The 14,346-nt window shown below is 57.3% G+C and carries 15 protein-coding genes; 9 read left to right on the top strand and 6 right to left on the bottom strand.

All coding sequences use genetic code 11. The features are described from left to right. The first annotated feature begins 32 nt into the window (after positions 1-32). From KGP22_RS00635 to trmL, 6 genes are all read left to right on the top strand, one after another. On the top strand, positions 33-395 hold the full coding sequence (locus KGP22_RS00635) for a YibL family ribosome-associated protein (RefSeq protein ID WP_095441432.1): 363 nt from the start codon (positions 33-35) through the stop codon (positions 393-395). 286 nt (positions 396-681) lie between these two features. Continuing rightward, positions 682-2,337, top strand: a complete 1,656-nt coding sequence (gene lldP / locus KGP22_RS00630) for an L-lactate permease (protein WP_223580903.1) — start codon at positions 682-684, stop codon at positions 2,335-2,337. After that, positions 2,334-3,107: a transcriptional regulator LldR gene (lldR, locus tag KGP22_RS00625; RefSeq protein WP_023294814.1), complete on the top strand. Its 774-nt coding sequence runs from the start codon at positions 2,334-2,336 to the stop codon at positions 3,105-3,107. Before lldP ends, lldR begins: the two co-directional genes overlap by 4 nt. Further along, positions 3,104-4,291 carry a quinone-dependent L-lactate dehydrogenase gene (gene lldD, locus KGP22_RS00620; RefSeq protein WP_023309918.1) on the top strand — a complete coding sequence of 396 codons (1,188 nt, stop codon included), beginning with the start codon at positions 3,104-3,106 and terminating at the stop codon, positions 4,289-4,291. The genes lldR and lldD overlap by 4 nt, the downstream gene beginning before the upstream one ends. Positions 4,292-4,476: 185 nt before the next feature. Continuing rightward, on the top strand, positions 4,477-5,817 hold the full coding sequence (locus tag KGP22_RS00615; protein WP_223580902.1) for an aromatic acid/H+ symport family MFS transporter: 1,341 nt from the start codon (positions 4,477-4,479) through the stop codon (positions 5,815-5,817). 45 nt (positions 5,818-5,862) lie between these two features. Then, on the top strand, positions 5,863-6,336 hold the full coding sequence (trmL, locus tag KGP22_RS00610) for a tRNA (uridine(34)/cytosine(34)/5-carboxymethylaminomethyluridine(34)-2'-O)-methyltransferase TrmL (protein WP_021242431.1): 474 nt from the start codon (positions 5,863-5,865) through the stop codon (positions 6,334-6,336). Here trmL and cysE read toward each other — a convergent pair. The 5 genes from cysE to KGP22_RS00585 all read right to left on the bottom strand — a co-directional run bounded on the left by cysE (position 6,333) and on the right by KGP22_RS00585 (position 9,442). After that, positions 6,333-7,154 (bottom strand): serine O-acetyltransferase, encoded by an 822-nt coding sequence (gene cysE / locus KGP22_RS00605; RefSeq protein ID WP_008502718.1) that lies wholly within the window; start codon positions 7,152-7,154, stop codon positions 6,333-6,335. The genes trmL and cysE overlap by 4 nt on opposite strands. 74 nt (positions 7,155-7,228) lie before the next feature. Then, positions 7,229-8,248, bottom strand: coding sequence for an NAD(P)H-dependent glycerol-3-phosphate dehydrogenase (gene gpsA / locus KGP22_RS00600; protein WP_115876693.1), 1,020 nt, complete (start codon positions 8,246-8,248; stop codon positions 7,229-7,231). Next, a complete protein-coding gene (secB, locus tag KGP22_RS00595; protein ID WP_003860835.1) occupies positions 8,248-8,715 on the bottom strand; it encodes a protein-export chaperone SecB in 468 nt (155 codons plus the stop codon). The genes gpsA and secB overlap by 1 nt, the downstream gene beginning before the upstream one ends. A 32-nt stretch (positions 8,716-8,747) precedes the next feature. Further along, the gene (grxC, locus tag KGP22_RS00590; RefSeq protein WP_023309914.1) at positions 8,748-8,999 is read right to left on the bottom strand and encodes a glutaredoxin 3; all 252 of its coding nucleotides are present in this window, start codon (positions 8,997-8,999) and stop codon (positions 8,748-8,750) included. An 11-nt stretch (positions 9,000-9,010) separates the two neighbouring features. Beyond that, positions 9,011-9,442, bottom strand: coding sequence for a rhodanese-like domain-containing protein (locus KGP22_RS00585; RefSeq protein ID WP_023309913.1), 432 nt, complete (start codon positions 9,440-9,442; stop codon positions 9,011-9,013). Positions 9,443-9,688: 246 nt separating this feature from the next. Here KGP22_RS00585 and gpmM point away from each other — a divergent pair, with 246 nt between their 5' ends. From gpmM to KGP22_RS00570, 3 genes are read left to right on the top strand one after another with little or no spacing between them, the layout of a single operon-like run. Continuing rightward, positions 9,689-11,233 carry a 2,3-bisphosphoglycerate-independent phosphoglycerate mutase gene (gpmM, locus tag KGP22_RS00580; protein WP_223580900.1) on the top strand — a complete coding sequence of 515 codons (1,545 nt, stop codon included), beginning with the start codon at positions 9,689-9,691 and terminating at the stop codon, positions 11,231-11,233. Positions 11,234-11,266: 33 nt separating this feature from the next. Next, positions 11,267-12,526 carry a murein hydrolase activator EnvC gene (envC, locus tag KGP22_RS00575; protein ID WP_245405367.1) on the top strand — a complete coding sequence of 420 codons (1,260 nt, stop codon included), beginning with the start codon at positions 11,267-11,269 and terminating at the stop codon, positions 12,524-12,526. A 3-nt stretch (positions 12,527-12,529) separates the two neighbouring features. Next, positions 12,530-13,462, top strand: a complete 933-nt coding sequence (locus tag KGP22_RS00570) for a divergent polysaccharide deacetylase family protein (RefSeq protein ID WP_223580896.1) — start codon at positions 12,530-12,532, stop codon at positions 13,460-13,462. Positions 13,463-13,465: 3 nt separating this feature from the next. On the opposite strand, the gene KGP22_RS00565 is transcribed toward KGP22_RS00570, so the two are convergent. Continuing rightward, positions 13,466-14,266, bottom strand: coding sequence for a glycosyltransferase family 2 protein (locus KGP22_RS00565; RefSeq protein WP_223580894.1), 801 nt, complete (start codon positions 14,264-14,266; stop codon positions 13,466-13,468). Between the last annotated feature and the right edge of the window lie 80 nt (positions 14,267-14,346).

Raw genomic sequence — 14,346 nt, 5'->3', positions numbered from 1 at the left:
CTGTAAATTCCCCGTTTTCAGAGTTATTTGTCATGAAAGAAGTCGAAAAGAACGAAATTAAACGCCTGAGCGACCGCCTGGATCTGATCCGCCACCAGATGGCGGGTCTGTCGCTGGTCGACTCCGCCGAGAAATACGCCGAGCTTGAGAAAGAGGCCGCGAAGCTGGAAGCGGAAATCGAGCGCCTGCGCGAAGTCAAGGGCCAGAAGCTGAGCAAAGAAGCGCAGAAGCTGATGAACATGCCGCACCGCCGCGCGATCACCAAAAAAGAACAGGCCGACATGGGCAAGCTGAAGAAAAGCGTCCGCGGTCTGGTGGTGGTACACCCGATGACCGAGCTTGGCCGCGAAATGGGCCTGAAAGAGATGACGGGCTTTTGTAAGACCGCGTTCTAACCATTCTTCCCCTCCCCCTCTCCCGTGGGAGAGGGCCGGGGTGGGGCCTGATGCCCTCACCCCGCTTCAAATTGGCCCAACCAATCCCCCTTTTCTTTCTTCCCAGGTTCACAATTCCATTATTTCCTCTCACAAAAGCATTGCTAGCTCATAACATCTAGTTAACCATTCATTGTCATTAACCCTACAACACAACATTGGCAGGACCACTTTTACACAACCTGTGACGCAGAGTTGAGCGGAGACTCACCCGCAGCGCAGGCTGTCTGGTCCCCAGGAGACCTGCATGAGCCTCTGGCAACAAAACTACGACCCGGCTGGAAATATCTGGCTGTCGAGCCTGATCGCATCGCTTCCGATCATGTTCTTCTTCTTTGCGCTGATTAAGCTCAAGCTGAAGGGCTACCTCGCCGCGACGTATACCGTTGCCATCGCCCTGATGGTGGCGCTGTTCTTCTACAAAATGCCGGTCGATCGCGCGCTGGCCTCCGTCGTCTACGGTTTCTTCTACGGCCTGTGGCCGATTGCATGGATAATCATCGCGGCGGTCTTTGTCTATAAAATCTCGGTGAAAACCGGGCAGTTCGACATTATCCGCTCGTCGATTCTCTCCATCACGCCGGACCAGCGCCTGCAGATGCTGATTGTTGGCTTCTCCTTCGGGGCGTTTCTGGAAGGCGCGGCAGGTTTTGGCGCTCCGGTGGCGATTACCGCTGCGCTGCTGGTGGGTCTGGGCTTTAACCCGCTCTATGCCGCAGGTCTGTGCCTGATTGTGAACACCGCTCCGGTTGCGTTTGGCGCGATGGGTATTCCGATTCTGGTAGCCGGGCAGGTCACCGGGCTGGACAGCTTCGAGATCGGCCAGATGGTTGGCCGCCAGCTGCCCTTCCTGACCATTATCGTCCTGTTCTGGATCATGGCGATTATGGACGGCTGGCGCGGCGTGAAGGAGACCTGGCCTGCGGTGATGGTGGCGGGCGGTTCGTTCGCTATCGCCCAGTACCTCAGCTCGAACTTCCTTGGCCCGGAGCTGCCGGACATCATCTCTTCGCTGGTTTCTCTGGTCTGCCTGACGCTGTTCCTGAAACGCTGGCAGCCGGTCCGTATTTTCCGCTTCGCCGACATGGGCGCCTCGCAGGTCGATCAAACGCTGGCCCGCACCGGCTACACCGCAGGACAGGTGATCCGCGCCTGGTCGCCATTCCTGTTCCTGACCGCCACGGTCACGCTGTGGAGCATCCCGCCGTTTAAAGCCCTGTTCGCCCCTGGCGGCGCGCTGTACGACATGGTGATTAATATCTCCGTGCCGTTCCTCGACAAGATGGTCGCCCGTATGCCGCCGGTAGTGCACGCCGCCACGCCGTATGCCGCGGTCTATAAATTCGACTGGTTCTCCGCCACCGGGACCGCCATCCTGTTTGCCGCTATTCTTTCCGTGGTGTGGCTGCGCATGAAGCCTGCGGCTGCGGTACAGACCTTTGCGGCGACAGTTAAAGAGCTGATGCTGCCGATTTACTCCATCGGCATGGTGCTGGCGTTCGCGTTTATCTCGAACTACTCCGGCCTGTCATCAACGCTGGCACTGGCGCTGGCCCATACCAGCCACGCCTTCACCTTCTTCTCGCCGTTCCTCGGCTGGCTGGGGGTGTTCCTGACCGGTTCCGATACCTCGTCTAACGCCCTGTTTGCCGCACTGCAGGCCACGGCGGCCCAGCAGATTGGCGTGTCGGACGTCCTACTGGTGGCCGCGAACACGACGGGCGGCGTGACCGGGAAAATGATCTCCCCGCAGTCTATTGCCATTGCCTGTGCGGCGGTGGGACTGGTCGGTAAAGAGTCGGATCTGTTCCGCTTTACCGTGAAACACAGCCTGATATTCACCTGCATGGTCGGGGTGATCACCACCCTGCAGGCCTATGTCTTAACCTGGATGATCCCATGATAGTGATGCCCAGACGCCTGTCCGACGAGATTGCCTCTCGCGTGCGGGCGCTGATTGAAGAACAACAGCTGGAAGCGGGCATGAAGTTGCCCGCCGAACGCCAGCTCGCCGCCCAGCTTGGCGTGTCGCGTAATTCACTGCGCGAGGCGCTGGCGACGCTGGTCAGCGAAGGGGTACTGGTAAGCCGTCGCGGCGGCGGCACCTTTGTGCGCTGGCAGCATGACGACTGGTCCGAGCAAAACATCGTTCAGCCGCTGAAAACGCTGATGGAGAACGACCCGGACTACAGCTTCGACATCCTTGAAGCGCGCCACGCCATCGAAACCAGTACCGCCTGGCACGCGGCCATGCGGGCAACCGACGCCGACAAAGAGAAACTCATCGCCTGCTTTGAGGCCACGCAAAGCAGCGACCCGGATATCGCCTCCCAGGCGGACGTCCGTTTTCACCTTGCGATTGCCGAGGCGTCGCACAATGTGGTGCTGCTCCAGACCATGCGCGGGTTTTTCGACCTGCTGCAATCCTCCGTGAAGCAGAGCCGCCAGCGCATGTATCTGGTTCCGCCGGTGTTTGCCCAGCTGACCGAACAGCACGAGGCGGTGCTCAACGCCATTCTGGCCGGTGACGCCGAAGCCGCGCGCAAAGCAATGATGGCGCATCTCGGCTTCGTGCATACCACCATCAAACGATTCGATGAAGACCAGGCCCGACAGGCGCGTATTACCCGTCTGCCTGGCGACAGTGATATTTCCAGGGAGAACAAAGCATGATTATTTCAGCAGCCAGTGACTATCGCGCCGCGGCGCAGCGCATTTTGCCCCCGTTCCTGTTCCACTACATCGACGGCGGGGCGTATGCCGAATACACCCTGCGCCGCAACGTGGAGGATCTGTCGGAGGTGGCTCTGCGCCAGCGCGTGCTGAAGAATATGTCTGACCTGAGCCTTGAGACGAAACTGTTTAACGAAACGCTTTCCATGCCCGTCGCGCTCGCGCCCGTAGGCCTGTGCGGTATGTATGCCCGCCGTGGCGAAGTGCAGGCCGCCGCTGCAGCGGATGCCAAAGGTATTCCGTTTACCCTCTCTACCGTCTCGGTTTGTCCGATTGAAGAGGTCGCCCCAACCATCAAACGCCCGATGTGGTTCCAGCTGTACGTCCTGCGCGATCGCGGCTTTATGCGTAACGCGCTCGAGCGCGCCAAAGCGGCGGGCTGCTCCACGCTGGTCTTTACCGTTGATATGCCGACCCCCGGCGCGCGCTACCGCGATGCGCACTCCGGCATGAGCGGCCCAAATGCGGCGCTCCGCCGCTACTGGCAGGCGGTAACGCATCCGCAGTGGGCGTGGGACGTTGGCCTGAACGGTCGTCCACACGATCTGGGGAATATCTCGGCGTATCTGGGTAAACCCACCGGGCTGGAGGATTACATCGGCTGGCTGGCGAACAACTTCGATCCGTCCATCTCCTGGAAAGACCTGGAGTGGATCCGCGAATTCTGGGATGGCCCGATGGTGATCAAGGGGATCCTCGACCCGGAAGATGCCCGCGATGCGGTCCGCTTTGGCGCAGACGGTATTGTGGTCTCTAATCATGGGGGACGCCAGCTTGACGGGGTGCTCTCCTCCGCACGCGCCCTGCCAGCGATAGCCGATGCGGTGAAGGGCGATATTGCCATCCTGGCCGACAGCGGGATCCGCAACGGGCTGGACGTAGTGCGCATGATTGCGCTGGGTGCCGACAGCGTGCTGCTTGGACGCGCGTATCTGTACGCCCTGGCGACGGCCGGTCAGGCAGGCGTGGCGAATCTGCTCAACCTGATCGAAAAAGAGATGAAGGTGGCGATGACGCTGACCGGTGCGAAAACGATCGGCGAAATCAGCAGAGACTCCCTGGTGCAGGAGTTAAGCAAGTTACCGGCGGCGCTGGCTCCCCTTGCTCAGGGAAACGCGGCTTAAATTCTTCCCCTCGTTAACACCCCTTTCTCACGCGTCCGATCTTCCTCTCGGGCGCTTTTTTTATGCCGAAAATAACATCCAGATAACATATTTAATAAGAAAATTTGACATACACCTGCCGCCCGCAATTGTATAGACAAGCAAATACAAGAACACAAAAACAACATCACATCAGAGGGGAGCGTATGAACTATTCAGGTAAAGTGGATATTCAGCAGGTGATCGATGAAAGTCGCTTTTCAGGATTTCACTGGCTGCTCATTGTGCTGGGCTTTCTGGTTCTGGCGATCGATGGCTTTGATACGGCGGCGATGGGCTACATCGCGCCTACGCTGTCGGCAGAATGGGGGATTCATAAACAGGATCTGGGGCCGGTGCTGAGCGCGGCGCTGCTGGGGCTGTCGCTGGGTGCGCTGATCGCCGGTCCGGTATCGGACCGGATGGGGCGCAAGCGCGTGCTGGTCTTTTCGTGCCTGTTCTTCGGCCTGGCGAGCCTGGGGACGGCCTGGGCGCAAAGTCTGAATACCCTGACGCTGTGGCGCTTCCTGACGGGGCTCGGGCTCGGAGCTGCGATGCCCAACGCCATTACGCTTATCTCCGAGTTTGCCCCCCAGCGCTGTCGCGCCATGGCGATTAACACCATGTACTGCGGCTTCCCTCTGGGTGCGGCGGGCGGCGGCGCGATCTCGTCCTGGCTTATCCCCCATCACGGCTGGCGAAGCGTACTGCTGACCGGCGCGATTGCGCCGCTGGTTTTAACGCTGCTGCTGGCGCTGCTGTTGCCGGAGTCGGTGAAGTTTCTGGTGCAGCGCGGAAGAGATGTCATGCAGGTCCGCCGCATCGCCAACCGGTTCGCCCGCAGCACGCTGGATAGCGTCACGGGCTTTTTCCTGGCGGAGGAGAAAGTCGCGTCTAAAAAAGGAAGCGTGTCGCAGCTGTTTTCGATGCCCTGGCTGCCCGGCACCCTGATGCTGTGGGTGACCTATTTTATGGGGCTGGTGATTTACTACGTCCTGCTGAGCTGGATGCCGACGCTAATGCAGGGGATGGGTTATGCGCTGGCGGAGTCAGCCTGGCTCACCTCGCTGTTCACCTTCGGCGGCACGGCCGGGATCCTGCTCGCGGGCTGGATGATGGACCGCTGGGAAGCGCACAAGGTGGTCGCGGGCGGGTTTATCCTGACGATGGGGCTGATCCTGCTACTCGGCATGGAGCATAATCATATCGCCCTGTTTGGCGGGCTGATCTTCCTGATGGGGATCGCGATGAACGGCGCGCAGTCGGGCATGCAAACCCTGGCCGCCACCTTTTACCCTACCGAGTGCCGCGCGACGGGCATCGCCTGGATGCAGGGGATCGGCCGCTTTGGCGGCGTGGCGGGAACCATGACCAGCGCCCAGCTTCTTTCGATGCAGTGGCAGGCGGACAGTATTTTAATGATCCTCAGCGTACCCGCTCTGGTGGCCGCCGCGGCAACCGTCTACAAAATGCTGTATAGCCGCTCGCAGGAACCCGGCGTCGCGTAGTTGCTCTCTTTTCTGCTATCCTGCCCCCGCAATTAAGGGGGCTGCATGCTTAACATCGTTTTATTCGAACCAGAAATTCCGCCGAATACCGGCAATATCATCCGCCTGTGTGCAAACACCGGTTTTCGTCTGCACATCATTGAGCCAATGGGCTTTACGTGGGACGACAAACGTCTGCGTCGCGCAGGGCTGGATTACCATGAATTTACCGCCGTTATTCGCCACCACGATTACGCCGCGTTTCTGGAAGCCGAGCAGCCGCAGCGCATGTTCGCCCTGACCACCAAAGGCACGCCGGCGCACAGCGCCGTGAGCTATCAGGCAGGTGACTATCTGATGTTTGGCCCGGAAACCCGCGGCCTGCCGGCCACGATTCTGGATGCCCTGCCCGCTGAGCAGAAAATCCGTATTCCGATGATGCCGGACAGCCGCAGCATGAACCTGTCGAACGCGGTGTCGGTGGTGGTGTATGAAGCATGGCGCCAGCTGGGATATCCGGGCGCCATTCTCAGAAGTTAAATGCCGTCGCCATACTCGAAGGTATGGTGAATGCCGTTGAAGTGCTGATCCATGTCCATGGACGGCTTGTCGCTGTCTGGTTTACCGACGATGCGCGCCGGTACGCCAGCGGCGGTAGTATGCGGTGGCACAGGCTGGAGCACCACGGAACCTGCGCCGATCTTCGCGCCGCGGCCGACTTCGATATTGCCGAGGATTTTGGCACCCGCGCCTATCATCACCCCTTCACGAATTTTCGGATGGCGATCGCCGCTGGTTTTGCCGGTACCGCCCAGGGTAACCGACTGCAGGATCGAGACGTCGTCTTCAATCACTGCCGTTTCCCCGACAACAATCCCGGTGGCGTGGTCGAGCATGATCCCACGGCCAATCTTCGCCGCCGGGTGAATATCAACCTGAAACGTCACGGAAACCTGGTTTTGCAGGAAGATCGCCAGCGCGCGGCGGCCTTCATTCCACAGCCAGTGGCCAATGCGGTACGCCTGCAGAGCGTGGAAGCCTTTCAGGTACAGCAGCGGCGTAGAATATTTATCGACCGCCGGGTCACGGGTGCGCACGGCCTGGATATCACAGGCGGCAGAGGCGATCATTTCCGGGTCAGCGGCGTAAGCCTCTTCCACCACTTCACGGATAGCGATAGCAGGCATTATTGAGGATGCCAGCTTGTTGGCGAGCATATAGCTGAGCGCGCTGCCGAGGTTTTCGTGCTTGAGTAGCGTTGCGTGGTAGAAACTGGCCAGCATAGGCTCACAGTCGGCCAGCGCCCGGGCTTCGGCTTTAATGTTGTTCCAGACGATATCCAGTTCTTCACACGGCATTGCTTACTCCAGACGATAGTTAATGACCAGCCAGTTCTGCGCTGGCTGGGTCATTCAGGTGACAACGGTTCCGACTAGTTACTGCTGCGCTCGTCCTTGCGCGCACGACCTAATAAGGTCAATGCTGCCTCGCGCGCATTTTTTCCGCAATACAATACCTGATAAATTTCCTCGGTTATTGGCATTTCGACACCAAAACGGTGCGCCAACTCGCGGACTTCTTTGGTATTGCGGTAGCCTTCCACCACCTGACCAATCTTCTCCTGCGCGTCTTTCACATTGCTGCCCTGTCCGAGCATCATGCCAAAACGGCGGTTACGAGACTGATTGTCGGTACAGGTCAGCACCAGGTCGCCCAGGCCAGCCATTCCCATAAAGGTGGCCGGATCGGCACCCAGCGCTTCGCCCAGGCGGGACATCTCGGTCAGACCGCGGGTGATCAGCGCCGTACGCGCGTTGGCGCCAAAACCAATGCCGTCGGACATCCCGGCACCAATCGCAATCACGTTCTTCACCGCTCCGCCCAACTGCACACCGATAAAATCGGGGTTGCTGTAGACGCGGAAGCTCTTGCCGCAGTGCAGCAGCTGTTGAAGATCGTCGGAGAAGGCCCGATCGGTTGAGGCCAGCGAAATCGCCGTCGGCAGGCCAGCGGCCAGCTCTTTGGCAAAGGTCGGGCCGGAGATGACCGCCAGCGGGATCTCATCACCCAGCGCTTCACGGGCAACGTCCTGCAGCAGGCGTCCGGTTTCGGCTTCCAGTCCTTTAGTCGCCCAGACAATGCGCGCATCCGGGCGCATCAACGGCTTAATCTGACGCAGCACGTCGCCAAAGACATGGCTCGGAACCACAATCAGAATGTTGCGGCTGGCCGCCAGCGCGGTCGCAAGGTCGCTTTCAAGGTGCAGGGAGTCAGGGAACGGAACGTCCGGGAGAAACGCCACGTTACAGCGGTCGCGCTGCAGCGTTGCGATATGTTTTGGGTCGTGGCCCCAGAGGACCACATCGTGACCATTTCTTGCCAGCGTGATGGCAAGAGCGGTGCCGTATGAGCCGGCACCGATCACAGTCATTGACGCATTAACAGTGCTCATCAGGCATCCTGATGTTGTTCAGCACCTTCGCCAGCCTGCTGCTGCAGATAGTTCATGAACAGCGCATCAAAGTTAACTGGCGCAAGGTTCAGTTGCGGGAATGTACCGCGAGAAACCAGGCTGGTGATGCATTCACGCGCATACGGGAACAGAATGTTCGGGCAGTACGCACCCAGGCAATGTGCCATCTGGTTGCCTTCGATACCGCCGATAGAGAAGATGCCGCCCTGCTGTACTTCACACAGGAATGCAGTTTCTTCGCCCAGGGATGCGGTAACGGTCACACGCAGCACGACTTCATACACGTCATCTGCCAGTTGGGTAGATGCGGTATCCAGATCAAGTTTAACCTCTGGCTGCCAATCTTTCTGGAAAACGTGTGGCGCATTTGGCGCTTCGAAAGAGACGTCCTTGGTGTAGATACGCTGGATCTGGAAAGTCATTTCGGTGTTGTTTTGTTCTGACATGGAAATACCCTTTTTAATTGTCCTAAAGTCTCTTAGCTCAGCAGCGGATCGAGTCCACCACGGGCGTCGAGCGCATACAAGTCATCACAGCCGCCAATGTGCTGCGCATCAATAAAAATCTGCGGAACCGTCGTGCGACCACTACGTTTGATCATCTCTTCGCGTTTAATCGCGTCACCGTCGATCGGCAGTTCCTGGAACGTGACGCCCTTGCTGTTCAGCAGCGCTTTCGCACGATGGCAGAACGGACACGTCGCTTTGGTATAGATCTCAATATTGGCCATGACTGAACTCCTTATTTACCGCGCACCAAAGGAAGATTTTCCCCGCTCCAGCCGGAAATGCCTTCTTTCAGCACAGTTACGTTTTCGAAGCCTGCTTTATGAAGCGCGCTGGCAGATTCTTGTGCCTGCATGCCGGTCGCATCGACAACGATAATCGGCTGGGCTTTGTGTTTTTCAAGCTCACCGACGTTGTTCGCTTTGATTTCAGCTGGCAACAGGTTGATTGCGCCCGCAATGTGACCTTTACGGAAATCGTCACGCTGACGCAGATCGACAACGACGGCATCTTCTTTGTTAATCAGACGCGTCGCTTCACCACGGGTGATAACCTTAATCTTAGACGTCAGGCTCTTAAATGTGGTGAACAGCACAGCAGCCAGCAGGCCAATCCACGCGATGCTCAGAACCGGATGGCGGCTAACGAATTGCATAATTTCTTGCATGGAGGGTAACTACTCCCGACTAATTGATAAAAAAACCAGGACAGGAGTATACCTGTGCGTTCTGGCAAATACAGCCAGCGACCATAACCTAATCCATTTTCTGCGGCATGCCACCTAAAAAAATGCCTCAAAATGGTCTGGAGGGCACCTTGCCACTGCGCTTTCTTTGATCTTCTGCGGCTATTTGATCGATTCAGCTGTAGTAAAATTACGCAAATTTTGACTCTTGAGCATGAGGTTGTCGCAATGTCGGTTTCTAAAAAACCTATGGTACTGGTGATTCTGGATGGTTATGGCTACCGTGAAGATAGCCAGGATAACGCTATTTTCAACGCCAAAACCCCGGTCATGGATGCCCTGTGGGCAAAACGTCCACATACGCTGATTGACGCGTCTGGCCTGGAAGTGGGCCTGCCGGACCGCCAGATGGGCAACTCCGAAGTCGGTCACGTAAACCTGGGCGCCGGGCGTATTGTGTATCAGGACCTGACGCGTCTGGACGTTGAAATCAAAGAACGCACCTTCTTCTCCAACCCAACGCTGTCTGGCGCGGTCGATAAAGCCGTTGCCGCTGGCAAGGCTGTACACATTATGGGCCTGCTCTCTGCTGGCGGCGTGCACAGCCACGAAGATCACATCATGGCGATGGTTGAACTGGCCGCTGAACGCGGTGCAAAAAAAATCTATCTGCACGCCTTCCTGGACGGTCGCGATACGCCACCACGCAGCGCAAAAGGCTCTCTGCAAGCCTTCGAAGACAAATTCGCCGCGTTGGGTAAAGGCCGCGTAGCATCCATTATTGGCCGTTACTACGCCATGGACCGCGACAACCGCTGGGATCGCGTTGAACAGGCCTATGACCTGTTGACCCTGGCAAAAGGTGAATTCCAGTTCGCGACCGCCGTTGAAGCGCTGGAAGCAGCTTATGCTCGTGATGAAAACGACGAATTCGTCAAAGCGTCCGTCATTCGCGCTGAAGGCCAGACCGACGCCGCCATGGAAGATGGCGACGCGCTGATCTTCATGAACTTCCGCGCTGACCGCGCGCGCGAAATCACCCGTGCTTTCGTCAACAGCGACTTCGACGGTTTTGCCCGCAAGAAAGTGGTAAACATCGACTTCATCCAACTGACCGAATACGCGGCAGACATCAAAGCGCCGTGCGCGTACCCACCAGCCTCGCTGGCAAACACCTTCGGTGAGTGGATGGCGAAGAACGACAAAACGCAGCTGCGTATTTCCGAAACGGAAAAATACGCGCACGTGACCTTCTTCTTTAACGGCGGCGTTGAAGAGCCGTTCAAAGGCGAAGACCGCATTCTGATCAACTCACCGAAAGTCGCGACCTACGATCTGCAGCCAGAAATGAGCTCTGCAGAATTGACGGAAAAACTGGTTGCGGCCATCGAGAGCGGTAAATATGACACCATCATTTGTAACTACCCGAACGGCGACATGGTGGGTCATACCGGGGTGATGGAAGCGGCAGTGAAAGCGGTTGAAGCACTGGATCACTGCGTTGATCAGGTTGCGAAAGCTGTTGAATCCGTTGGCGGCCAGCTGCTGATCACCGCAGATCACGGTAACGCTGAACAGATGCGCGACCCAGCGACCGGCCAGGCGCATACCGCCCACACCAACCTGCCCGTTCCGCTGATTTATGTGGGTGATAAATCACTGAAAGCAGTGGAGGGTGGCAAGCTTTCTGACATCGCGCCAACCATGCTGTCGCTGATGGGGATGCCGATCCCTGAAGAGATGACTGGTAAGCCGCTGTTCATCGTGGAATAATCGCTCCCCATGAGGGGAAAGGCGATTTTTTCAATCACATGGGTCGTGAAGCCGCTTAGGTTATCAGTCAGACCTCTGTTTTACGCCAGCGCACTCAGCGCTGGCGTATTGCTGTGCGCCGCATCCGCCCACGCGGATGACCGCGACCAGCTGAAATCCATTCAGGCGGATATCGCCGCCAAAGAGCGTGCGGTACGCCAGCAGCAACAGCAGCGATCCGCACTTCTTGCCCAGCTAAAGCAACAGGAAGAGGCGATTTCCGCCGCCGCGCGTAAACTCCGTGAAACGCAAAACACCCTTGCCCAGTTGAACAAGCAGATCGACGAGATGAACGCGTCGATTGCCAAACTGGAACGCCAGCGCGATGCGCAGGAACGCAACCTTGCCGCACAGCTTGATGCCGCATTCCGCCAGGGTGAACATACCGGACTCCAGCTGATCCTCAGCGGCGAAGAGAGCCAGCGCGGCCAGCGCCTGCAGGCCTACTTTGGCTATCTCAACCAGGCGCGTCAGGAGACTATCGCGCAACTGAAGCAGACGCGCGAAGAGGTCACCACGCAAAAAGCCGAGCTGGAAGAGAAGCAGAGCCAGCAGCAGACGCTGCTCTACGATCAGCAGGCCCAGCAGGCGAAGCTCGAGCAGGCGCGCAACGAGCGTAAGAAAACCCTTTCCGGCCTTGAATCCTCTATTCAGGAAGGACAGAGCCAGCTCAGCGAAATGCGCGCCAACGAATCAAAACTGCGTAACAGCATCGCCCGTGCGGAAGCCGCGGCGAAAGCGCGTGCCGAAAAAGAAGCGCGCGAGGCGCAGGCCGTTCGCGACAAGCAGCAGGAAGCGTCCCGCAAAGGCACCACCTACAAGCCAAGCGAGAGCGAACGTTCCCTGATGTCGCGTACCGGCGGTTTGGGTTCTCCTCGCGGCCAGGCTTTCTGGCCCGTTCGTGGTTCAATTCTGCATCGCTATGGCGAACAGCTGCAGGGTGAGCTACGTTGGAAAGGGATCGTTATCGGTGCGTCTGAAGGTAGCGAAGTGAAAGCCATCGCCGATGGCCGCGTGATTCTGGCCGACTGGCTGCAGGGTTACGGGCTTGTGGTAGTGGTCGAGCACGGTAAAGGCGACATGAGTCTTTACGGCTACAACCAGAGCGCGCTGGTCAGCGTCGGCACGCAGGTGCGCGCTGGCCAACCCATCGCCCTTGTGGGCAGCAGTGGCGGTCAGGGCCGCCCGTCACTCTATTTCGAAATTCGTCGTCAGGGTCAGGCGGTCAATCCACAGCCGTGGTTGGGAAGATAAGTTTTGCTTCAATTTCGTCGAATCGTTTTCTCCGTCGTCAGCGCGCTGGCGCTGGCTGCACCGGTATACGCCGGTAAGCTCGCTATCGTGATTGATGACTTCGGTTATCGCCCACATTATGAAAACCAGGTGCTGGCGATGCCGTCGGCCATCTCCGTTGCCGTCCTGCCGAATGCCCCCCACGCGCGTGAGATGGCGACCAAAGCCCACAGCAGCGGGCATCAGGTTCTCATCCACCTGCCTATGGCCCCGCTCAGCAAGCAGCCGCTGGAAAAAGATACCCTGCGCCCGGATATGAGCAGCGAGGAGATCGAGCGCATCATCCGCGACGCCTACAACAAGGTGCCGTATGCCGTAGGGCTGAACAACCATATGGGCAGCGCGATGACCTCCAGCCTGTACGGGATGCTCAAAGTGATGCAGGCGCTGGAGCGTTACAATCTCTACTTCCTCGACAGCATGACCATCGGCAACAGCCAGGCGATGCGCGCCGCTCAGGGAACGGGCGTAAAGGTGATTAAGCGCAAGGTGTTCCTGGATGATACCCAGAACGAAGCCGATATTCGCGTGCAGTTTAATCGCGCGGTACAGCTGGCCCGCCGCAATGGTTCGGCCATTGCCATCGGTCACCCCCACCCGTCTACCGTCCGCGTCCTGCAGCAAATGCTGCCGACCTTACCTTCCGATATCACGCTGGTGCGCCCGAGCGATCTGCTGAATGAGCCGCAGGTGGATACCTCTACGCTGAATTCTGCGCAGCCCACCCCGACGGCGCCGCGTAATCCGTTCCGCGGCGTGAAGCGCTGCGTACCGAAGCAGCCGCTAGAACCGGTCTACGCGACCCGCTTCTTCTCCGTCATCGGAGACAGCATCAGTAACAGTACGCTGGTGAAATACGTCCAGCAGCAGTGGCAGGGATGGGGTAAGAAAGCCTGACGCTTATTTCGCAATCTGAGAGTCCGTCTGCTCATTCGCAACGGGCTCTTTTTTCTCCTGATGCTGATACCAGGATTTGAAATATTTCAAAAAGCTGTAGGCTGTGGCATACAGACCCGTTGCCACCCCCACTTTGCCCTGACGCCAGGCGCCGCTAAAAAGATACCATTTGAAAAAAGCACCGATGGCGCTGATTAAGCCGCGCCCAACAGAGGGCCGTATTTTTTGATGTTGAACCAGGCGGGTTGTATAACAATTTAATTTATTAAAAAGCTCGTGCAACGTGGGAAACGTATCATGTTTTACATAACCCTGAATACGTTCACAACGGAGAAAACCTTCAACCTGATCGTCTACCGGTCGGTTATTAAACCGGGACTGTTTACGGTTAAAAAGACGCACAGGATAATCAGGGGATGAAACAGGATAAATCGTCCGGACTTCTTCACCCAGAACAAACCAGTGGCGGCATATTCGCCATGCCGTTCCGGGCTCAGGCTCATCACCTGCTTTTAACCTTAAAATGGCATTAACCGTTTCCTGGTCAAGAATTTCGTCGCTATCGATGCACAGGACCCAGTCATTGCTGGCTAAGGATATGGCATGGTTCATCTGCTCGCCATGCCAGCCAAATTTTTTATAGACCGGGAGCAGTCCAAAGCTTTCACAAATATATCGTGTTTTGTCCGTACTCCCTGAATCAACCACGACGACTTCATCCGCTATTTTTAAAAGAGGCGGAATAACATCATGCAACAATCTCTCAGAATTAAACGTTAATAAGCAGACCGTTATTTTAAACATTTTCCCACTCTCAATAGCAGCCTAAATTAATATTATTAATACTATATAAATGAGTAGAGATGATTAAAGTCCTGAATCAC

This window comes from Enterobacter sp. JBIWA005 (assembly GCF_019968805.1).
Lineage (GTDB): Bacteria > Pseudomonadota > Gammaproteobacteria > Enterobacterales > Enterobacteriaceae > Enterobacter > Enterobacter vonholyi.
This window is presented reverse-complemented; position numbering and strand designations above follow the sequence as displayed.

Coding starts and splice junctions, on each gene's coding strand:
- KGP22_RS00635 (WP_095441432.1), top strand. CDS start 33: ATGAAAGAAGTCGAAAAGAACGAAATTAAACGCCTGAGCGACCGCCTG.
- lldP (WP_223580903.1), top strand. CDS start 682: ATGAGCCTCTGGCAACAAAACTACGACCCGGCTGGAAATATCTGGCTG.
- lldR (WP_023294814.1), top strand. CDS start 2,334: ATGATAGTGATGCCCAGACGCCTGTCCGACGAGATTGCCTCTCGCGTG.
- lldD (WP_023309918.1), top strand. CDS start 3,104: ATGATTATTTCAGCAGCCAGTGACTATCGCGCCGCGGCGCAGCGCATT.
- KGP22_RS00615 (WP_223580902.1), top strand. CDS start 4,477: ATGAACTATTCAGGTAAAGTGGATATTCAGCAGGTGATCGATGAAAGT.
- trmL (WP_021242431.1), top strand. CDS start 5,863: ATGCTTAACATCGTTTTATTCGAACCAGAAATTCCGCCGAATACCGGC.
- cysE (WP_008502718.1), bottom strand. CDS start 7,154: ATGCCGTGTGAAGAACTGGATATCGTCTGGAACAACATTAAAGCCGAA.
- gpsA (WP_115876693.1), bottom strand. CDS start 8,248: ATGAGCACTGTTAATGCGTCAATGACTGTGATCGGTGCCGGCTCATAC.
- secB (WP_003860835.1), bottom strand. CDS start 8,715: ATGTCAGAACAAAACAACACCGAAATGACTTTCCAGATCCAGCGTATC.
- grxC (WP_023309914.1), bottom strand. CDS start 8,999: ATGGCCAATATTGAGATCTATACCAAAGCGACGTGTCCGTTCTGCCAT.
- KGP22_RS00585 (WP_023309913.1), bottom strand. CDS start 9,442: ATGCAAGAAATTATGCAATTCGTTAGCCGCCATCCGGTTCTGAGCATC.
- gpmM (WP_223580900.1), top strand. CDS start 9,689: ATGTCGGTTTCTAAAAAACCTATGGTACTGGTGATTCTGGATGGTTAT.
- KGP22_RS00565 (WP_223580894.1), bottom strand. CDS start 14,266: ATGTTTAAAATAACGGTCTGCTTATTAACGTTTAATTCTGAGAGATTG.